This is a genomic window from Pedobacter sp. Leaf176 (assembly GCF_001424305.1).
Lineage (GTDB): Bacteria > Bacteroidota > Bacteroidia > Sphingobacteriales > Sphingobacteriaceae > Pedobacter.
The window spans coordinates 1-21,393 of sequence record NZ_LMPD01000006.1 but is presented as its reverse complement, the minus strand read 5'-3'; the positions used below and the strand labels follow the sequence as shown (position 1 = coordinate 21,393).

Genomic DNA, 21,393 nt, shown 5'->3' with positions numbered 1-21,393 from the left:
GAAGCCTGTTTACATTTGAAATCACCTCTGTAAAAAGAGATTTCCATTCATGGGTAAACCGGTTGATGTTAAATTCCCGGCTGGCATAATAATGGGCGTTTTCACCTAATTCCTTTGCCAGTACCGGCTTTTCGAGCAGTTCCAGCATAAAACCAACCAGAGCTGAAATATCGTTGGAAACAAAGCCTGTGTACCTGTTTTTTATTTTTACTGCCATTTCGGTTGTTGCCATTCCAACTATGGGTCATGCCAAGCATCATGGCTTCGCAAACGGCAAGGCCCATACTGGTGTAACGGATTGGATTAAAGAAAAAACGGTATCGCGCCAGAAATCCGGGGAGTTGAGGATGAAACACTTCTCCAATTCCGTAAGCTTCGGTACCCATACCTACCAGGTCGAGGGGCACCTGCTCGCGAACCTGTTCAAAAATATCATAGCCAAGCATCCGGCCGCGTTCGGGTAAATTGTTTATAACTACAATACCTTTGGCCATATCACCTTTATACGATATCGGCCGGGGCAATACGCCGTGTTCAATAACCCTGGTTTTTAAACCCCTGCAGTCCCACATTGACGCGTTAAAGTGCGTTACGTGAACCACCGTAATGTCTTCATCATTTACAGGATGCCTGCAGTTGGTAGGATGCCCCCAGGGGGGATCGTGTTCCAGGTAAATTCTCGGCAGCGTGCGCTGTGCCTCGGATAACACCTCGTACTGGTCTGTTAAATAATTCTCATCGGTTTGAAAAAGAATGACGTCAAAATCTAAATTTCTTACTTCAGCCGCATGCACTTCAATTACATTCGGTCCGAAAGGAAAGGTGTTCCCCCGCCCCGTATAACCAGCCGAGCGTTCATCGTTATAAGGTATGTAAATATCGTAATCACCCTGTGAAAGATAGAGCAGGTAACTGCCGTGAATGTGCCAGGTAAATACACGCAAGCGTCCGGTTGATAAATTATTCATTCAATTGTTTTTATTTAAGGTTACAGACAAACAACTCCATGGGAAACGCTTTTGTTCGATGGGCAAATACGGCTTCTCAGGCGTAATTAATACTTGTTCGTTTCCCCGTATTTTGTCTTTTTAAATAAAAAACCATCCCATAAAAACGGGTATGCCGTAACTTATGGCATCAAGCGGCAATAACAGTCGGAAGTTGTTCCGCATCGCTATTTAAAAAAATTTCAGGTCCGCAAAACCAATCCGCTTTATAAATGGTTTTGTAAAAGGGTGTTTAAAAAGCTGTTCAATTAAATAGGCTATCGGGGCAGCCAAGAATTTTTTACCATTCCGGATAATCTAATCCTGTTTCAATGAACCAAATCAAGTTTGCTTTTACGATTTTATTACTTCTATCCCTAACGGCCTGCAAAAAAGACCAAAATGAGTACCGGATGGTCAACAAAGATTTTATAACACCGGTTTATTATGAACAGGTTTACCAACAGGCCTTAATTAAAACCCTTGCCGCGATACCAGGAGAAGTAGCCATAAATGCTTTCGCTCTGAAAAGGCAGCAACTAACAGAAAGCTATTTAGCAGAGCTTGCTGCCCTGTCTAGTTCGGAAGACTGGCCCATGGCAGGCAGTTTACCTGATGATAAAATTCAAAAACTCGCAGAAGTGAACAGACCAATCCCTGAAAATAAAGCAAAACTTATCGAACTTTTAAAAATCTCCGATCAGGATATGATCGGATTCCATGTAAAAGCAACATGTTCGGTGGGTTTGAGAGATAAGGCCCTGCGCGACTGGAGCAATGATAAGCTTAAAATTTTGCTGAACAATCTGAATGAAACTCAAACTATAAAACCCTAGCTCAACTTGTTATTTTTCACCTCTTGCCGTCGCATACTAGATGAATTGCTCAGACAACGCTTCAGCGAAGGCGCCAAGATTTACCCAGCTCGCTAAACTACATTACCGTACCTATGTTGCTATTAACCCTGGTTAATTAAAGTTGAACGCTTATAGGCAAGGTGATTCAGGGCTACCTCGTTCTGATTATTTATCTGCTCAAAAGTTGCCAACTTCCTACCCGCATGGTCGTATTCGTACCTGGTCGCGATGGTTGTATTTCCTGCCGTTGTATGGTGAACCCTCGAACTGTAAACCAGTTCGCCAATAAAACTATAAGTATTACTAACTTCGTCATAGTTAGCGTTATTAACGCTCCCTGCGAGGTATTAAAAATTTAGTAACAAATAAAAAGTAATGCCCTGTTTTACACAAAGCGCTACTGTTATTTTGGTCTTAGCGAGACGCTAAGACGGGTGGGATTTTGCCATGAAAGTTACATTTGGTCTTAGCGAGACGCTAAGACTAGATGGGTTGGATTACCCCATTGAGCCATTAAATCTAGACTCCTCAAAATCGAACTACTGCAGAAATAACAAAGCCCCAGTAGTTTTAAACTCTGGGATTGTTATGTAACTTACATTTTTGTCTTAGCGAGACGCTAAGACTAGATGGGGGGATAACAACAGACACCTGGAAATTCTCCAGGCCCTGGCCGCCGGCACCGACCCCGTAACAGGGGAAATATTCCCTGCCGATAGCCCATACAACCAGCCCCAAATCATAAGGGCATTATTCTTCGCCGTTAATCAACTCGAAGCACCCGCCCAAAAAGGCAACCAGGGTTTAGCATGGAATGAACAAGAAAATAAGCTGCTGGCGGAACGCTTTAACGAAGGCATGAAGATTACCCAACTCGCCAAACTCCATTCACGTACTTATGGAGCAATCAAAGCAAGGCTAATTAAACTCCAACTCCTACAGAAATAACAAAGCCCAACAGTTTTTAAACTGCCGGGCTTTCGCTTTAATTTATTTTCACACACCTCAGACGTGCGTTAGCGAAGTGGGTATGATGGCTAATTAAATATTATTTCCCTTACCTCACCTTCTCCAAAAGGTAAGGCTCCTTCTCCAAAGGTAAATTTAGAGCCAACATCAAATTTTTCTCCCAAAAACTCTCGATGCAGAAAAGCTATTTCTACAATTCCCTCTTCACCAGGGCAGAAATCTATATTTTCCTTCAAAGTAATTTGGCCGGATGTTTTCATATCTGGTGTAAAATTAAATAAGGGTCTATAACCACTTTTAAATGGAGTTTTACGCTCAGTTTTATACAATTTAATTTTGGCTAATATCTTTATCATCGTTATTAAAAAATAGGACTATAGTTTAAAGCAGTTCCTCGTAGTAAACTTAAATTCTTTGCTGCTATATCTATAGCATTCATTCCATCAGCAGTAAATTTGTACGCACCATTTAGTATACTATTTGGAACTCTTACTTTCATTATTGTATTCGGAATACCATCAAGACCGAAATTATATTTCCCAAATTGAACTGCTTCTTTCAATGTAGGAGCAAAAAGTTTAGACTCATATCCACCTTCCAAAACTCTAAAACCAAAATTAGCAACATCATCTGCTTCAGCGGCTGAAACAGCCCTAAAAATTGTACTGAAGCCTCCTCCTGACTCTGCCAAGCCTGCTAAAAAACTAGCATTTCTTCCAGCCTGTCCGGCAAGATATGCAGCACCAATTTCTCCACCTGCAATCCCGCCACTTGCTAGACCTGCCACCAATTCACCCGTAACTTCTGCTGTTTTAAGAGCAGTTTGCATTGATCCTAAAGCTGCCTGAAAATCGCTAAATCTAGATCCAACTGGTGTTTTATCACTCATGTCTGATCCGGTGTAATGCCAGGTTTTATTTGCACTTAGGGTAATATCATAACCGCCTTTAGTCTCATAACGAACATTTCTTCCTAAATAAGTTTCACCAGCTTTCGTCGTAGACCGTGATGTTGCATTATTGTCCCAATAAGGTTTGTTATTACCATCCATAACCCAATCTGTTGGGTTATTACCACCAAAAGAGGAACTTGTGTTACTTAAGTAATTTCGATAGGCTTCGCCCCCTATTGTCTCTATCCCGAACATCCCATCAGGATCAATGAAACGCATCGGATTGTTAAAGGCATAGGCATAAGGATTGGTCTTTCTGTCCATTTCAGCCAAAGGATCTACAACATTCCACCTTCCAATAACCGGGTCGTAAAAACGGGCTCCGTAATCATACTGTTCACCCAACTCATCCTGTACTTCTTTCCCATTATACAAATATTTATTATCTGTATTTACAGGAGATACTGACCTTTTCTTCCCAAAAGCATAATAGTCATCCGACTGTAGCCTTCTTACTGCTCCATTGTAAATATCGAAAGTATAACGCACATTTCCAAGGTGATCACTTAAGTTATATCTGTATGTATAAGTACCGCCATTGTTTTGTGCCAACCCTTCTTCGGTATGGATAATATCAATAGTATTGCCGTTGTATTCTATTCCATTTACATATTGTCTTACAGTATTATTGTAATTCTTCGTAAGCTTTTGTCCGGCTGCATTGTAGGTATAAGTCACCGAAGTACCCGATTTGTTCGCGGTAGCTGGCAAGTTCATATAATTGTAAGTTAAGGTCATACCAATGCGCCCATCGATCAACGCATTACCGTTTGCATCGTATTGATATGTACCCGTTAAATTATTGATTGAATTCAGCCTGTTTCCGGTATAATTATAAGCATTCGCTCCGGTGTTATCCCGGTTCAGACTTGTCAGGTTACCCATCACATCGTAAGTGAGCACTTCGCTCATAGAAATACCTGTACTGTTTGCACTCGTTAAGCGGTTTAGTTTATCATAACGATAGTTATAAGTATTTGGTAAGTTTCCACTTGCTCCCCATAGCTGATTGGCGATATTGCCATTATATTGCGGGCTAATATTTACAGCGTCATTGTATCTCAGTTCCATACTGAACTCATTGCTGCTGCTGTTTTTCAGCCAACTCCGTTCGTTATAAGCAAAATCGGTACTTTGTATTTCGTTATGCAACGTCTTGTTTTTCAACTGACCCAGTTCGTTATAGGCAAGGTGATTCAGGGTTACCTCGTCCTGGTTATTTATCTGCTCAAAAGTTGCCAGCTTCCTACCCGAATGGTCGTATTCGTACCTGGTCGCGATGGTGGTATTTCCTGCCGTTGTATGGTGAACCCTCGAACTGTAAACCAGTTCGCCTATAAAACTATAAGTATTACTAACTTCATCATAATTAGCGTTATTAATGCTGCCGGTCAGGTAAGTAAGAAATCTAGTAACAAATAAAAACAGTAACACCCTGTTTTACACAAAGCGTTACTGTTTATTTGGTCTTGGCAAGACGCTAAGACTAGTGGGGGGCCCAGAAGGTATTGCCGGTCAGGTAAGTAAGAAATCTAGTAACAAATAAAAACAGTAATGCTTCATTTTACACAAAGCATTACTGTTTATTTTGGTCTTAGCGAGATGCTAAGACCAGTGGGGTTTCTAGCACAAGGAACACTTGTGCTAGAACTATTGAACTTACAATCTTGGACTAGAGGGGGGGCTATTAAAATTGTTATATATAGAAACCTTCATTAATCTAATTGAATTTTCCTCATAAAAATCCAATAATAATTCTTCCGAGGTTCTTTCAATCATAATGGAAATGAGTCCAGCTGGTTCATCATCAAATTTAAAATTGAAATTAAATTCATGAAGCCCCTGAATTTTTGCAGCTCCACATTCTAGGGAATGTTCGATGAATGTAAACGCGGGCTCATTAAATCCAAGTATATGATCTGTAACGAGTTTATGAAAGTATCGTTTATCATTAAATGGAATAATTTTTTCAAAATATAATTTTGCTCTTCCTCCGGAAATAATCTTATCAACGTCTTCTAAAGATAAAAGATCCTTTTCAGTGATTTTTATATTAAGAATTTTGTCAAATATATTAAGATATTCAGACAAATATTGTCTTCCATAAATCCTTCGCCGCTTTTGATCAGGTGTTTCCATTAATAATTGACTTTTGTCTTACCATTTTTTAATTGTGGTCTTCCATATGTATTTTTTGTTGGTTGCCCAAATTGATCCAATTTTACCTTTCCAACTTCCCAGTGAGCTTGTCCTGGATAGCTAATATCCTTGGTCTATTAGTGAACTGACTTTTTTCCCGGGGCATACCAGCTCTCTATAGTGTCGTAAGTATTTTCCCTACCAGAACTATTTGCCGATTGAGAAGATGGTTGCTGGCTTGTTGGAATACCAGCATAACGCATCTTCTGTCTTCTTGCTGCCCTAGAAGAAGATGCATTTAGTCCCATTGTTTCTTTTACATTCAACAACTCTTTCTTGTAAGACGACCGCTTTCCTCTTCCTCAGTCAATTGCCTCAATACCCTGAACAGTCCTTCAGTATTTGACTAGCTACACTGTTTTGAGGAGCATGATGAGCGAGACGCTAAGACGAGTGGGGGCATTTTTTCCAATACCTTAACCTCAATATCAGATTTGGTAAATTGGTTAATATATATTTCCTCAATAATTTTTTCAAGATCAGATACATTACCCCAATTTTCAAGTTCAGAAAAAAGTTTGTATGCGGGAAGTAATTTCTCACAATTTAAATTACAAAAAATACGACGATGTTGTCTTGATAATTTTGAAACATATTCATTGATATGTTGCGCATAATTACTAATATTATTTTTCATCATTTCTTAACACATTCATTATATGGATTGAAGCTGAAAATGACAATAATGCCGATTTATTACGCCACACGCTGTAAATCCAATTACCTGATTTGTAAGGAAATTCTAAGACTTTGAGTCAACCGATAATTCATTATATTTTTTAAATTGACTAGAATTGTCTATAATGCTTTTTATGATTTCAAAATTTAGTATAACTAATTCTAGATTCTCATCTAGCATTGTAAAACCATTTAGAATAAAGAATTCAATTATTTCAATTAAGATAAAACTGTAATTACTTCTAAAATCAATTCTCAGAGAGACAGATTTAATTCTTTTAAAATCAACATATACTTCTATATTGTTTGAATTTTCATTTCCATACAATTCAATATTTGAGTGCCATGAATCTTCCCTAGGAAGTATTTTACTTAACTCATAAAATACAGACTTATCATAAAGCTTAAAATCCCAAAACGGAGCATCATCGAAACCATACTCTGAATTCTTGAATTTGTCTTCCCAAACAAACATATTAGTTTCTTCCTTTGGGATTACGATAAATGAATAATGCCACAATGCCATAACCTACTTTATTTTTTTACATATTTCCAATATCCAGGGTTTTTACCATCAAGCATAAAATCATTTGCGCTCTTATAACCTGCAAAAGGTAATGAAACTTCTTTTACTTTTACATTTTTTATTCCTAATTTTTGAGCGATAAAATACCGATGGTTTCCTCCAACTATAAATTTTTGACCTTTATGCTCGACGTATTCAATAGCATTAGTAATTCCATTTATTTTTATATCCTCTACAAGGGTTTGCATTTGGCTTTTAGATCGCGTTATAAAATGAGTAGGATTTAAGTCTGCTAATTCTGCAGTTACTGTTGTTTCCGAGGTTTCCAACAATTTACTAGTTCTGTTGCCAAAAGTAATCGCAGTATTTTCCCAAGGATTAATATACTGACCAGTTGCAAATTCTATACCTATTTCTTGATGGGCTTGTGCCCACATTGTATATGTATAACCGTTAATACCTTCTTGATCATAAATATCCAATGCTCTACCAGCTGCCATTACGGCGTTACCCGCAAACATTCTGTAGAACCAGTTCCCTTGTAAAACCTGTCTTGCTGCCTGCTCACCACTATTCTGCTTTTTCTTCGGCTCATCCTCATCTGATCCCTGATTTTCAAGAGCACTCTTAGCAGTAATCATATCCGACCAAGCTTGTCCTCCAATCACCTCCATACCAAACATTCCGTCAGGATCAATGAAACGCATCGGATTGTTAAATGCATAAGCATAAGGATTTGTCTTCCTATCTTTCTCCGCCAACGGATCCACTACATTCCACCTACCTACTACCGGGTCATAAAACCTCGCCCCATAATCATATTGCCCTAACTCATCCTGCAACTCCTTACCGTTATAAAGATATTTATTATTTCCGAATTGTGGATTTTTTCTAAGTCCGAATGCGTAGTAGTCGTCTCTTTGTAACACTTCTACTTGCTGGTTAGCCGGGTTTTTATAAAAACTAACCCTGTTGTTGCCTAAATGGTCAGCGACGTTATATTCATAACTGAAATTACCACCGCCCTGGTTTCTGGCGATGCCTTCTTCGGTTTGTACAAAATCTATGCTCCCGTCTGTTTTATATTGAATACCATCAATATAGTTTATCGTAACAGCTCCATTTATTTTTCTTAGTTTGCTTCCTGCCGCATCGTAAACATAAGTCAGATTTGCACCATTGCTTACCTGACTGGGCAGGTTCAGGTAATTATAACTGAAATTAAAACCCGTCCGGCCATCAGTTGTTGCATTACCGTTCGCATCGTAAACATATCCAATGGTTACATTTTCCGCATAATATAACTGGTTACCATTATAATGGTATAAATTCGCAGTGCCTCCGTCTCTGCTTAACGTACGGATATTCCCCATCACATCATAGGTAATATTTTCGCTCATGGAAATGCCTGTACTGTTTGCGCCTGTCAAACGGTTCAGTTTATCATAACTATAAGTCATGTATATATTGGACGCCAATGGATTATTGTTTGCTGACCAGTACTGTTTACCGATGTTGCCGTTATACTGCCCGCTTCCATTTTCATGGTAATCCAATTGCATGCTAAACAGATTATTTATACTGCTTTTCAGCCAGCCCCTTTCATTATAGGCAAAATCTGTTGTGTGAAGGAAAGCGTTTCCATCCAGGCTATGCAGCGATTTGTTTTTCAATTCTCCAATTTCATCATAATCCAGCTTGGCGATAACCACTTCCTCTTTAGCATTAATTTGTTCCATCACCGCTTTTTTACGCCCTGCATGGTCGTATTCATAACGGGTAGCTATCGTGGTATTTCCAGCCGTTGTATGGTGAACCCTCGAACTGTAAACCAGTTCGCCTATAAAACTATAAGTATTACTAACTTCGTCATAATTAGCGTTATTAATGCTTCCGGCGAGGTAATGCTGGCTGTAGGTTTTTAAAACCTTACTTTCCTCATCATACAGGTTCACACTCAAAAGCACATCACTGGTCCCGATTACCTTTACCTTGGTTCCCGTTAACAAACCTTTTGTCCGGGCTGCAGACACTTCTGTAATGCCATTTGGTGTCCAAAGGTTGCCCGGAAAAGCATAATCATCATAATAATTGACGGTTTGCACATTGGTATTATTCTGCGGAAAAGCATTGTTACTATAATCGCTACCAGAGGAGCGAACTTCCCATTTAGACCCCTGGTTGTTAACCGTTGTCTGTAATGCCAAAAGTGAACTGCCGTCTGTATACAAACCAGATATAATAGCCCTTCCCTGTACATCATATTTGGTGAACAACCACTGACCGTTATTTTTCTGAACTTCATCCTGGCTTAATACCACCTGGTTAAGCGTGTTGTACACCATCGATTCCCAGCCCTTACCAGGTATTTTCTTTTCAGTTACCCGTTTGCGATCATCGTAACGATAAGCGTAAATGAAATTATTAAAAGCCGCATCGGTTTCATTAAAAGCCGTTAAACTTAAAGGACTAACATGGATGGCCGGCGGCAGTACATACCTTAAGTTGTCATAATCATCATATACATAATAAGTCGATAAGGTTTCTGTTGTCGTAAACTGTCTTTTCAGCACCACGCGGCCTTCAAAATCTTTAAATTCTTCGGTTTTCCCGGCATTACCATCCGAAAGCAGGTAATTTTCGTCGGTTGTGGTGGTTTTAACCAGGCTTCCGGCGAGGTAATTTGCACTGGTACTGGCGCCGCTGCCCAATGGCACCCAAATGGCTACTTCCCCACTGGTATTGGTGCCGTAATGCATTTTTTTCGTATGCCCGGTGTTCGTGTTGCCCGCGATTTGCGGCTGCCAGGCTTCGCCCGGTGCACCAATTTCCATTGCCCGGTTAAGCGGACTGGCTTCCAGCAGTGATTTACTGTAGGGATAAGCGGTATTTTTTATGCCTGCCGAGTTGTAAAAAGCTTGCTGCCCGCCTTGCAACGCATTGGCGCGGTAATTCCCATTGCTACCCGATTCTGTATAAGGCTGGTACTTCAGCGTTTCGCGACCCAGCTGATCATACACCACCGGCTGAATCAAATCCTTATGAGCCGGACTCGCCTGTACATTAATGGTTTGCAAAGGCCTGCCGAGTCCATCAAAATACTGGATAACCTGACTTTCCTCGCAGGCATTGCGTGCCGTAGCCAGGTTAGCGGCATTTACCCCCGGCATTTTAAATGTCCTGGCGAGTACATAATTCTGGTTTGCCGTGGGTGTGTACGAAAGGGCAAAGCAATCCTGGAAAGAAATGCCGGTAAATACGCGCAAACTGCTGCCCGATGGCACGTAAAAACCATCGGTTAAGGTTACACTGCCCGGTGCAAACAATTGTGATTGCCCGTTATAGCTATTGTAGGTAACGTGTTGTTGCGCCAATAGGGCGTTGTAGCTGCTAATTAAGATGGCTACAAAAACAACTATTTTATAAATACGGTTTTTCATATTAATCTATCGAATCAAAGCGTTGAACACTTAACTGGTAGCTTCCTCCTGCCAGGTTGAGGTTACTCATTAAAAAGGTATTTACCCCATTGGCGTTAAATACCTTGCCGATACCAGAAAAAGCCGGGTTAAGCAACTGGATTACGCCCCAGCCATAATTAGGAGCTGAATTGCTGTAAACGGCACCATAGGTAATCAATTCGAACGTATAGGTACCCGGCGCAAGGGTAATACCGGCGCCTAACTGGCTTTCAGAAAAACTATACACCACTGCGCCTGCTGAATTTTTAACATTCAGCGTGGTCACCCCGCCTGAGCGCTGCGAATTGGTATTTATGTTCGTATCGTTTGTATAGCTTACGCTTGCATTCCCGGTTAAACAACTGCCCTGCGTGTCGGCATTTGCCTGTCCGTTTGCTGCAATATCGGCCTGCGCCTGGTTGTCGGCATCGGCCTGGCTGATGGTTGAACTGTAAGAACCTGCATTAACCGTATATAAAACCGAACTGCCTGTACCAGAACTGCAGCTTTTGTTGAAACTCTGCGTAAAAGTGGCATTGTAGTACGTATTTGAAGCCGATGGATTAACCAGATGGTAACTAAAGTTTTTCAGGATGTTTGTATTCTGATCTTTAATGTTCAGCAAACGCCTGAATTCATCATATTCATAAAAACTGGTTTCCCCCTTTTCATCAATCGTACCGCTTAATCCTTCTACCACATCATAGGCTGAACTTTTAAATAAGGCATCTTTCGGGTAAACCGCTACATCATCAATCGCATCGCCATCGCTCAGCAAAATACCTGTGCTGTAATCCTGTACTTTGTATTTCCATTTACCAGTTTCCAGGTAAAAATAAGCAACCAGGTAAGTGCGGCCATTTGGTGGCGACCAGTTTACCTGGAAATCGCCCGCATAAGAACGGATGCCGGTATGGCCGCCCGCAGCGCCCAGGTTTTCTTCAAAATTTTCAAAATAAAATTCATCTGCGTTGGCATTTTTACATTCTGCAACAGGCAGTAAATTGCGGTAGCCATATTTATAACTGATTTTCATCCCGCCGGTCTGCGATTGCGTAAGCAACTTACCATCGGCGGCATAGGCATTGTAACTAATCAGCTCATTGGCATTGCCTGAGCCTACCTTCAGCTTAGCGGATACCGGTTCGGTTACCCCGGCACTCCAGTTGCCATAATCTGTTGTAAGCTGCTGGGTTAAGCTACTATTTACATATGCTGTTTTCACTACGGGGATGGTTATCCGGTTGGCATTTATAAGCGACTGGTAAGCCGCAGCACCGGTTTCTGCAAGCATCTCCTGGGCATATTTTAATTCCGTTTTACCCGATTTCCCGTCACTGCGGTTAGTCCAAATCTCGTTTGGCTGCAAATGTGTGGTGTTGTTATAGACTTCAATAGTATGATTTTGATATGGATTATTTCCTTCGGTATCATACTGGGTAGTTGATGTGGAATCCGCATACGTCCAGGTGGCTACATGGGCAAACATGGCGACATCAAAAGGTGCGAAACTGTATTCGTTTGGCGTACTGTACACCTGTGGGTTCTGCCACGATTTTTTAACCACATAATTATCAAGCTCCTGCAGCAACCTGGTATCGGCTACGTAGTGTTTTTTGGTTTCTTTAACAATTTTATAAATATAACCGTTCACCCCGCTTCCGTTAACCAGGAAATCTTTAGTCTGGTCTTCCAGGCCCGTTGCAAAGCCGTAATTAGATAAAGGTACCCCTTGCATGGCACGACCTCTTACCAATAATGGATTACTGCCCTTTCCGCCAATATAATGGTGTGCGGTACCGCCATTGGCCCAGCTTTCATCTTTCAGTTCAATCACATCGGTATAATAAATATGGCCTCCGGAACTGTAATACAAAGGATTTACCGGGTTAGAATAAGCAATTTTATAACTGCACTGCGCAATACTTCCATCATTGCAGGGTTTTCCGTCAACTAAATCCGCATAATACCTTCTGCTGTCTGGCAGTTCCCTCAATACACCGGAAGAAAGCGCCTGGCTACCCAATCCCGCATAAACCAATCGTTTACGAAGGGTTGCACCGGTATTCGGGATGGAAATGTTCCGCAGCACCCGAACACCACCAGCCTGGTAATTCTGGGCAATGCCCGCACCCTGGCTCTGGTAACTAAAATTTATCGAACCCTGCGCTGCCGCACCATAGGAAGTCCATACAACGGTATAAGTTCCGGCCGATAAAGTTTGTACAGTAGAATAACTCTGCCCGATGGCCAGCTGCTGGGTGTAAATTACATTGTTCGATTCATTACGAAGTTGCAGGATGGAATGCTGGTGAATCTGATCGTTTACACCTGTTCCACTATACTGGCAGGATAAATCAAAAGGTACGTTTTGCGCCTGCGATAGGGTAAAAGAAGTGGTATAGCTCACGCCCGTTGAAGTACCCGTTCCCGTGGTAAACTGGCTCACCGAAGTTCGGGGTACATTGGCGTTCCTGGTTTCAAATACCGTGTTGGCTTCATATTCCAGACTGTCTTTACCACCCGTTGGATAACTGATGCTACTCAGTAAACCCATATAAGCGTAAGCGGCATCCGGATTCCGATCGGCAAGAGTAGAAAACAAGGCCGATTCATTGGGTTCTGTACTGGTGGGCACCAGGTGTTGGTTGTTCTTACCATTAAAATAACCCCAGTAATCCTGTGCAAAGGCAAGCCTGCTGGCCAAACCGTTCATGTTATAATAGTTCAGGTTATGTATTTGTGGGTTCGCTGCCGCAGGTTTCCTGATAACCTGTTGTAAAAATGGTCTTTGTGCAAGCGAAGTAATATTGTACTGCGGGTTATAATAACTCGTGTTATTGCTGTTTACATAAGCCAGTGTATAATTATCATACAACGTAAGTGCGGTGGTATCTGTAATTCCTTTTTTATAGAAATTTATAGCCGTCGTTAGCGAATCGCCTGCGATATCCGTTCTGCCACCATAGAGGAAAACGGCTTTTGTAAACCTGGAATTAATGCTTTTAAGGATAACACCTTCACTGCGCAGGTTACTTGCACAAACCTGGCTTTCATTTCTGGACGGACAATTTCCACCCGGACAAGCGGCTGTGGATAAAGTTCCCGACGGCGTACGAATCAGCGTTTCAGATACATCGGCCAGGTAATCGAATGTACAAGGCGTATAGGTAAACCAGATGTATTCGCCATGTATACCGGAAATGCTTTTCAAATACCAGGCGGTAGGGATGAAACTATCATATACTTTGCCGCAGGTTGACCCTATAGGCACAGTTTTGCTTTTCTCGGTCGCACCGGTACCACCGAAGTAATATTTTGTTCCAGATGGATCGGTAATGCGGATACTCCAGTCTGCAGAAAATTCATTATTAAAATTGGTTTCGATTTTTAATGGCGAAGCACTAAGCTGGATAACTTTACTTTTTTGCGAGGGTTTCAGGTAAAACTTACCTGAATAACCATTAAAATCGAAACTGAAAATATCAGCCTGTGTATCATACAAATCTCTGGAGGCACTATCCAGGTAATTATAATTTTCGGTATTCACGCTGCCCGAGTTTAAACCAGCAGGCGGCGTAAGCCAATGCGTGCTTTCATCTGGCTTGCCAAATACCGTTCTGGAGATGACGCCGCCGGAGTTCATGGCCCAGCCCATTCCAGCCCTTGAAGCAATTTGGTTTACCTTAATGCCGTTACCTGAATTATACATCAGGCCAACCGGAACGGAAACAGCGCCATGGCTCACTTCACCGATGGGAATGCTGGCACTAGCCGAACCCGACGATAAGGAGATAGGCAAACCACTGTATTTGGTCAGCTCAAAGGCATTTGGCGCCGGCGGCAATACCGCTGTGAGGCTTGGTGTATTAATGGATTGCGTCTGTCCGGATGCACCCGATGACCAGAGTAAACCTGATGTCATCGCAGCCAAAATTAGTCGCCGTAAATAGGATTTCGATATCATTTAGTTTAGTTATTAGGGTTTATTGCTTCAATATTTTTTCAACTTCAGCGAGTCGTTTTAATAGGTCTATGTTTATCAAATCGATTTTTTGATTTGCCTCTGCCAATTGAATAAGTTTTTTCTGCGTATCAGTCAGGGCCTTATCCTTGTCTATTAAATGCAGCGTCAGTTCCTCTATCTTTTTTTGCTGTAGCTTAACCATTTCACCCAATGCAATACCGCTTGCTTGTACTTCTTTCGCCGAGGGCATCTCCGGCAAATGTTTATTCGCTTTGATATAGGCATCCAACTCCTGTAATCCTAAAATCTYATAATCCTGGTCAAAGACGTAATCMGGCCAGTTGGTGGTTTCTACCTTAATTTCTTTGGCTCTTATATTGCCGTTTACGGCGAGTTTTTCTGAAGGTGTTGTAACGCCAATTCCTAAATTGCCATTAATAAAATTATATCCGGCACCACCAAAAAAAGCTGTACCACTGGAGTTTAGGCCATTCCGGTTTACATAAGAATCTGCAGTAGTTTTAAAAGTTCTTGCAGGTCCGTTTATTTCCTGAAACGGAAGAGGGTTCTGCACGCCATCGTATACCAACGCGCTTACATTTAAAGGGCTGTTAATGTAGTATGTTAAACCACCACCCTTTAGCCAAATAATTATATTCTTGCTGTTATTTTCATGGGTTCCATCTACCCAGCCCGCAATTAGTAAGGGCGAAGAGGTATTCCGCAGGTTAACATCAATAAATGCAGAGAGGTGTCCCCAGTTATTGGTATGGTATTTAAAATCGGCCATAACGGTTCCACTCCACATCTGGTTCATATGTATATTAGAACGTCCGATAGACAGTTCCGTCGGCATGTGTTGGTCCCAACCCGGATCTGAAAGTGTTACCGGGTAAAATTTATCCCCATCCCCACCAACAGTAATTGAAGTATTAATTTGTGCGTAACTTTGCTGATAAATCCAGGCAAATAAAAAAATAAAAAACAGCTTTCTCATTGGAATTTATTTTAGACTGGTTTTGAGTTTTTGGTTTCCTTTGACTATTTGATGAACAAGCTGTTTCATGGAGATGAAGTCCTTTCTAAGCACAACAATTTCTTTGTCTTTCTCAATCAAATGAACAGTAAGTTCCTCTATCTTTTTTTGCTGTAGCTTAACCATTTCACCCAATGCAATACCGCTTGCTTGTACTTCTTTCGCCGAGGGCATTTCCGGCAAATGTTTATTCGCTTGATGGTTTCTACCTTAATTTCCTTTGCACGAATGGTCCCATTTACAGCAAGTTTTTCATTAGGTCTTAGAACGCCTATTCCAACATTACCGTTATCCATTAAGGTAAACCGGTTACTGCAAAGTCCGTTTCCGCAACTCAAATTGTCATAAGCCCAGAATTGCAGGCTATTACCATATATGCCTGACATATTGTATATCTTCCAGGCACTAGCAGCGCCATCTGCCGTTTTCGCAGGATTTAAAATATTGACGGTACCGCCGATATCTGTATCAGTGATAGAACTTGTTAAAGCCTGAGCAAAAAGACTTATACTGATTAGCAAAAGAAAAACAGATAAGGCTATTTTTCTAAGTGCTATAAAAGATTGAGTTTGCATAATTATTTTTTAAAATTTAACTTATTCATTGACGCCTTAAGCTGCCTTATTTCTAAACTTTGCTTATTCAGGAGTTTGTTTTGTTCAATCAGATAAAGGGTAAGTTCTTCTATCTTTTTTTGCTGTAGCTTAACCATTTCACCCAATGCAATACCGCTTGCTTGTACTTCTTTCGCCGAGGGCATTTCCGGCAAATGTTTATTCGCAGTTTGTGGTTTCTACCTTAATTTCATGAGCTCTGATTTTCCCATTGACAGAAAGCTTCTCCCTGGCGATGGTTGTGCCTATTCCAACATTCCCACCTGTGGGGCTAATGAGTAAATCACCACCCCAACTGGTGAGGTCATGACTGTGGGTACCTATAATTACGCGCCCTCCGAATCCGGTGCCTATAACCAACCGATCTGAACTGTTATCTGAGCCACCAAAATCGGAAGCAATCCAACCATTAGTGAGGCTTGGATCCAAGCCGGTGTTAAAAGAATTAAAAGAGCTTCGGCTGTTAGGTTTAAAAACTGCATTCCCTACCCTCAGCCTGTCTGAACGCAGGTTACCGTTTACCTCCAGTTTCTCTGAAGGACTAAACGTACCAATGCCTACATTCCCTCCTTGTGGGTTGATATAAGTAGGCCCCTGATTATAGTGATTGATGTAAGTTGCAAATCCGGGTTTTGCATCCAGGTGGAGGTTGCCATTAGTCGTTGCTACAAAAGCGAAATTGGTTGCCTGGCCATTCCCTCCAATTTGCAAGTATTCATTCCAGGTTGAGTTCGGTCCATATAGATGGTATTGGTCTGTTGGAATACTAATGGCCTGGGCAGCAGCTTTGAAGCAAAAGCCCAGGATTAATAGAGACAATAACGATAACTTATTCATAATTATGCATTTTTAGAATTTGCTTTCCTGTACAAGTAATTTTAATCTTCTAAGCAGAATTTTATTCGTTTCACCAAGTACAGCGTTGTTTTTTATCTCTTTCGCCGAAGGCATTTCCGAAAAATGTTTATCCAGTCTGATAAGCGTAAAAATATTATAAGCACTGCGATTTGCTTATCCGAATGTATTGGGAAGGCCGATAATTATGAAATCTTTTTGACGATCGATCGGTATCGCGTGACGAACGATCGTTTTCGCGTGACGAACGAAATCCGGAACATTTAAAATCTTAAAATTATCTAACTATTCAGGCCCGGTTTCAATGCAGTATTCCTGATAATTCCAGCTTCATGGTTAGCTTTTCATCCGGTTCAATACCTTGCTTTTTACCCCGTTTGATTTCAAATCCGGACGTCCTGCCGATGCCATTCGTTTTACTTATGGAATCCAGTAGTCTGGCCATTTGGGGCTAGTTCCCCTTAAAATGATAATACCCTTTTAAAATAGGAAGCTTGGTTAGCGTGGTATCCGTTCGGGGAGTTGGCTCAGGGGAAAAGCCCATACAACCAGCCCGAAATCATCAGGGCGCTATTCTTCGCCATAAACCAACTCGAAGCCCTAGCCGAAAAAGGTAACCAGGGTTTACCATGGGGTGAAGAAGAAGATAAATTGCTTGCAGAATGCTTTCGCAATGGCACTAAGATTACAGAACTCTCCAAACTCCATTCTCGGACCTACGGAGCAATCAAAGCCAGGCTAATTAAACTTGGGTTACTACAGAAATAACAAAGCCCAACTTTTTTAAACTGCCGGGCTTTATTATCTAAGTTACATTTTAATCTTATCGAGACGTTAAGACCAGAAAAGCTAATATAGAAATCTCAAAGCCCAACATTGCTGCTAGGCTTTGGACATTATATTGATATGATCCAAACGCTCGCAACTTTCTAGATTTAATTTATATAATTTTTCTTTAAGCTTTTGGTCTTAGCGAGACGCTAAGACCAGTTAGGGGATTGACCAGTCTGAGCTAGATAATTAATATATTCGTCTTGGATCATACTTTCTGAGACAAACTTCTCAATAGATGCGCCATATTGTTTTACAGAAAAATCTATAGCATCTTCGATTGAAGGAAAAGAATTGACAATACCAAATGGAAAATCAGGATCCAATAAAGAAAACTCATAAATATCCACAAAATCTTTACCCCCTTCGTCAAAACACTCAATGTAACCTACGGTATATTCTATAGGTGATTCTTTTTCAATTCTAATCCATTTAAGGACTACATAACCATCTTTAACTTCATGGCCTAGCCATTGTTCTATTCCTTTTCCTAATCTTAGATTAGCTTTTAATTGATCAATGCTTAAATATTTCATAACACTACTTATTTCCCATTTCTTTACCTCTCATGTACCAATGCAATTGAGAATCTTCTATTCTCATTTTCATAGTCACCCCTTGATTAAATTTATTTGGATGTGGAACGTATGATGGGTGTCCTGGTTTTACCTCATGTATTGCCGACCCAGGCATTTGATCAGCATGATGAAGCTCCAAAGGCATTTCTTTACCTGCTTTATTTGTTCTTGGTGAAAAATCCAATGGTCCCTTCCCTTCTTGCGCCCTCGCCAAATCTCTTTTTGTATAAGGCCCATGCTGTCTCATTGGTTCTACCTCTGGACCAAATCCAGTCCCTTCAGAAACCCTGCCTCTTCCAGCACCACCTGCTCCATCAATTGCTTCCATACCTTGCACGACAGCTACGGCAGCTAATCCTGCTTTACCCAAAGTTATTTTTTCTCCCGAAAAAAACAGGTTATCAAGTGCATTTATACCGAGACCTGTAGCTATATCAGAAGAAAAATCTAGCATAAATCCGCTAAAGGTACGTTTTTGCGATTCTGAAGCATTTCTGATGTATCCTGCCTGGTCTCCTTTTGTATTATATTCGGGTCGACTTATTTTATACTTCGGTTTAGGACCAGGCCCTTCTTCGGCATACATTCCATCAACATCTATGAACCTAACTGGATTATCAACAGCATAGCTATATGTGCTAAACCTTCTTGACACTTCCGACATAGGGTCAATCGTGCTGAAACGCCCCACTACCGGGTAATAGAACCTTGCGCCGTAATCATACTGATCGCCTAACTCATCCTGTACTTCCTTGCCATTATACAAATGTTTATTATCAGTACTAACAGGCGAAACTGACCTTCTTTTCCCAAAGGCATAGTAGTCATCCGACTGTAGCCTTCTTACTGCTCCGTTGTAAATATCGAAAGTATAACGCACATTTCCTAGATGGTCACTTAACTTATACCTGTATGTATAAGTACCGCCATTGTTCTGCGCCAACCCTTCCTCCGTATGGATAACATCGATCGTATTGTCATTATATTCTATTCCGTTAATGTAATTTCGGATACTGCCATTACTGTTTTTAGCCAGTTTTTTTCCAGTTGCATCATAAGTATAACTTAAACTTGTTCCGGGCTTATTTGCTGTTACCGGCAGGTTCAGGTAATTGTAGGTTAAACTCATGCCGTTTCTACCATCGGTCGTTGCGTTGCCATTTGCATCGTAACCAAGGTATTGGTAACCGTTTCTGCATAATGCAACTGGTTGCCAAAGTAATGGTAAAAGTTCGCAGTCCCTCCATCTCGGGCAAGGGTCTTAATGTTACCCATTTCATCGTAGGTAGTAAAGCTTATGCAGGATACCAACAGACACCTCGAAATTCTGCAAGCCCAGGCCGCCGGCACCGATCCTATAACAGGTGAGGTATTCCCCGCCGATAGCCCGTACAACCAGCCCGAAATCATCAGGGCGCTATTCTTCGCCATAAACCAACTCGAAGCCCTCGCCGAAAAAGGCAACCAGGGCTTAGCATGGGTGAAGAAGATGAATTGCTTGCAGAACGCTTTGGTAATGGCACCAAGATTACCCAGCTTGCCAAACTACATTCTCGCACCTACGGAGCCATTAAAGCCAGGCTAATTAAACTCAAACTCCTACAGAAATAACATAGCCCAGCAATTTTTAAAACTGCTGGGCTTTGTAACTTAAAGTATCTAACGTAATTTATGCTTAACCTTTTTTATTGCGATAATTAATAAATAACAAACTGTTGCCCAAAAAATAGCATTAAGAGGCAAAGACCATAATGAATCAATCCCACCAAAAGGCTTACTGAAGAAAAAGACATAAACCTTTTCGAATATATTTCTTTTTGCTCCCCACGTTGAAAAGTACATCGCAGTTGTAGCGAATGCCACAACATATACCACAACAAATATTAGGTAATAAGCTATAATTCTCATCAGTTTTTTACTCCTTTATCCTTTAACCATTGCACTATTACATCTATTAATTTATTTGCTTCTTTACCAGGGCGAGCTGCATCAAAATGATGAGCGTCATTTCCTTCAACAGCACCTTGCCTAGCTCCGTTTAAGAAATCATAAACATCCTGTGGATTGCTCAATGCATCGCCTTTTAGGTCATACCTCAATATATTTTTGATATTTTTATTCCCTGATAGTTCTTTGTATAAATCTGAATTGTCACCTACTGGGCTACCAATCAATATAAGGTTATCTATTACCTGACCTGAATTGGCTAATTTCAATGCAACTTGTGCCTGCAACACACTGCCATAAGAATAGCCTGCGAGATTAAACTGCTCCCCCTCTTTTAATGGACTTTTCTTTAAATCCTCTTGATAGGCAGCTACCGTTTTATTAATGGTTTCATTTTGGACAGGTCTAGTTTCTCCAGTTGAACCGACAAACCTACCGCCACCAACACTAGCAATAACATTTTCATGTCCAGAATTTCTATATTGAGCTGTAAAATTTACATCTGCCCATTTTCCATTCGACATATTAACCCTGCGAAAATCACTTATCCCGTGGCTTCTAAATGAGTTTCCCCATCGCTGAATATAATTCCATCCATCTTGGTCGTTATTTGCTCCACCAATAAAATAAACTCTTTTTCCATCAGGGTCAACAGCAACTGTTGGTCTGTTCAGAACATAAGCATACGGACTGTGCCTTTCATACTTTTCTGCTTCCTTATCCACAACGTTCCACCTCCCTATTATTGGGTCATAGAACCTTGCCCCGTAATCGTACTGCCCTAGCTCCTCCTGCAACTCCTTGCCATTATAAAGGTACTTATTTGTATTTGAATTTGGCGAATTCATCTTTCTTAAACCAAAAGCATAGTAGTCATCCCTTTGAGAAATTCGCGAAGCTTTGATGAAAGATAACTTTAATATTTATCGATTTGCAG

21 protein-coding genes are annotated in these 21,393 nt (G+C 40.9%); 2 read left to right on the top strand and 19 right to left on the bottom strand.

What is annotated here, in order from left to right:
- Window positions 1–101: 101 nt before the first annotated feature.
- Window positions 102–968 carry a glycosyltransferase family 1 protein gene (locus ASF92_RS16190; RefSeq protein ID WP_231729844.1) on the bottom strand — a complete coding sequence of 289 codons (867 nt, stop codon included), beginning with the start codon at window positions 966–968 and terminating at the stop codon, window positions 102–104.
- 350 nt (window positions 969–1,318) lie between these two features.
- Between ASF92_RS16190 and ASF92_RS16185 the strand changes: the two genes are divergently transcribed.
- On the top strand, window positions 1,319–1,822 hold the full coding sequence (locus ASF92_RS16185) for a hypothetical protein (RefSeq protein ID WP_056095541.1): 504 nt from the start codon (window positions 1,319–1,321) through the stop codon (window positions 1,820–1,822).
- A 1,058-nt stretch (window positions 1,823–2,880) separates the two neighbouring features.
- On the opposite strand, the gene ASF92_RS16180 is transcribed toward ASF92_RS16185, so the two are convergent.
- The 13 genes from ASF92_RS16180 to ASF92_RS21070 form a co-directional block, all read right to left on the bottom strand.
- Entirely contained in the window at window positions 2,881–3,168 is a 288-nt protein-coding gene (locus ASF92_RS16180; RefSeq protein ID WP_056095538.1) for a hypothetical protein, read from the bottom strand.
- 5 nt (window positions 3,169–3,173) lie between these two features.
- On the bottom strand, window positions 3,174–5,198 hold the full coding sequence (locus ASF92_RS16175; RefSeq protein WP_056095535.1) for an RHS repeat domain-containing protein: 2,025 nt from the start codon (window positions 5,196–5,198) through the stop codon (window positions 3,174–3,176).
- 225 nt (window positions 5,199–5,423) lie between these two features.
- Window positions 5,424–5,903 carry a hypothetical protein gene (locus tag ASF92_RS16170; protein ID WP_056095532.1) on the bottom strand — a complete coding sequence of 160 codons (480 nt, stop codon included), beginning with the start codon at window positions 5,901–5,903 and terminating at the stop codon, window positions 5,424–5,426.
- 137 nt (window positions 5,904–6,040) lie between these two features.
- The gene (locus tag ASF92_RS21075) at window positions 6,041–6,211 is read right to left on the bottom strand and encodes a hypothetical protein (RefSeq protein ID WP_157263940.1); all 171 of its coding nucleotides are present in this window, start codon (window positions 6,209–6,211) and stop codon (window positions 6,041–6,043) included.
- Window positions 6,212–6,309: 98 nt separating this feature from the next.
- Entirely contained in the window at window positions 6,310–6,603 is a 294-nt protein-coding gene (locus ASF92_RS16165; RefSeq protein ID WP_056095530.1) for a DUF416 family protein, read from the bottom strand.
- A gap of 102 nt (window positions 6,604–6,705) precedes the next feature.
- Window positions 6,706–7,167: a hypothetical protein gene (locus ASF92_RS16160; protein ID WP_056095527.1), complete on the bottom strand. Its 462-nt coding sequence runs from the start codon at window positions 7,165–7,167 to the stop codon at window positions 6,706–6,708.
- Window positions 7,168–7,175: 8 nt separating this feature from the next.
- Complete coding sequence (locus ASF92_RS16155; protein ID WP_056095524.1) at window positions 7,176–10,607, bottom strand: DUF6443 domain-containing protein; 3,432 nt, start codon at window positions 10,605–10,607, stop codon at window positions 7,176–7,178.
- A gap of 1 nt (window position 10,608) precedes the next feature.
- Window positions 10,609–14,553, bottom strand: coding sequence for a DUF5977 domain-containing protein (locus ASF92_RS16150; RefSeq protein ID WP_056095521.1), 3,945 nt, complete (start codon window positions 14,551–14,553; stop codon window positions 10,609–10,611).
- 61 nt (window positions 14,554–14,614) lie between these two features.
- Entirely contained in the window at window positions 14,615–15,592 is a 978-nt protein-coding gene (locus ASF92_RS16145; protein ID WP_056095517.1) for a hypothetical protein, read from the bottom strand.
- A gap of 137 nt (window positions 15,593–15,729) precedes the next feature.
- Window positions 15,730–16,206 carry a hypothetical protein gene (locus ASF92_RS16140; RefSeq protein ID WP_056095515.1) on the bottom strand — a complete coding sequence of 159 codons (477 nt, stop codon included), beginning with the start codon at window positions 16,204–16,206 and terminating at the stop codon, window positions 15,730–15,732.
- Between the two features lie 2 nt (window positions 16,207–16,208).
- The gene (locus ASF92_RS16135; protein ID WP_056095512.1) at window positions 16,209–16,391 is read right to left on the bottom strand and encodes a hypothetical protein; all 183 of its coding nucleotides are present in this window, start codon (window positions 16,389–16,391) and stop codon (window positions 16,209–16,211) included.
- 13 nt (window positions 16,392–16,404) lie between these two features.
- Window positions 16,405–17,082: a hypothetical protein gene (locus ASF92_RS16130; protein ID WP_056095508.1), complete on the bottom strand. Its 678-nt coding sequence runs from the start codon at window positions 17,080–17,082 to the stop codon at window positions 16,405–16,407.
- A 319-nt stretch (window positions 17,083–17,401) separates the two neighbouring features.
- On the bottom strand, window positions 17,402–17,545 hold the full coding sequence (locus ASF92_RS21070) for a hypothetical protein (protein WP_157263938.1): 144 nt from the start codon (window positions 17,543–17,545) through the stop codon (window positions 17,402–17,404).
- Window positions 17,546–17,622: 77 nt separating this feature from the next.
- Here ASF92_RS21070 and ASF92_RS16125 point away from each other — a divergent pair, with 77 nt between their 5' ends.
- A complete protein-coding gene (locus tag ASF92_RS16125) occupies window positions 17,623–17,868 on the top strand; it encodes a hypothetical protein (RefSeq protein ID WP_056095504.1) in 246 nt (81 codons plus the stop codon).
- A gap of 212 nt (window positions 17,869–18,080) precedes the next feature.
- On the opposite strand, the gene ASF92_RS16120 is transcribed toward ASF92_RS16125, so the two are convergent.
- From ASF92_RS16120 to ASF92_RS16100, 5 genes are all read right to left on the bottom strand, one after another.
- Window positions 18,081–18,467 (bottom strand): hypothetical protein, encoded by a 387-nt coding sequence (locus tag ASF92_RS16120; protein WP_056095501.1) that lies wholly within the window; start codon window positions 18,465–18,467, stop codon window positions 18,081–18,083.
- Between the two features lie 4 nt (window positions 18,468–18,471).
- The gene (locus ASF92_RS16115; RefSeq protein ID WP_056095498.1) at window positions 18,472–19,638 is read right to left on the bottom strand and encodes an RHS repeat domain-containing protein; all 1,167 of its coding nucleotides are present in this window, start codon (window positions 19,636–19,638) and stop codon (window positions 18,472–18,474) included.
- Entirely contained in the window at window positions 19,635–19,940 is a 306-nt protein-coding gene (locus tag ASF92_RS21065; RefSeq protein WP_157263936.1) for a hypothetical protein, read from the bottom strand. The genes ASF92_RS16115 and ASF92_RS21065 overlap by 4 nt, the downstream gene beginning before the upstream one ends.
- 228 nt (window positions 19,941–20,168) lie before the next feature.
- Window positions 20,169–20,417: a hypothetical protein gene (locus ASF92_RS16105; RefSeq protein WP_056095492.1), complete on the bottom strand. Its 249-nt coding sequence runs from the start codon at window positions 20,415–20,417 to the stop codon at window positions 20,169–20,171.
- Window positions 20,417–21,346, bottom strand: a complete 930-nt coding sequence (locus ASF92_RS16100; protein ID WP_255353152.1) for an RHS repeat-associated core domain-containing protein — start codon at window positions 21,344–21,346, stop codon at window positions 20,417–20,419. The genes ASF92_RS16105 and ASF92_RS16100 overlap by 1 nt, the downstream gene beginning before the upstream one ends.
- Between the last annotated feature and the right edge of the window lie 47 nt (window positions 21,347–21,393).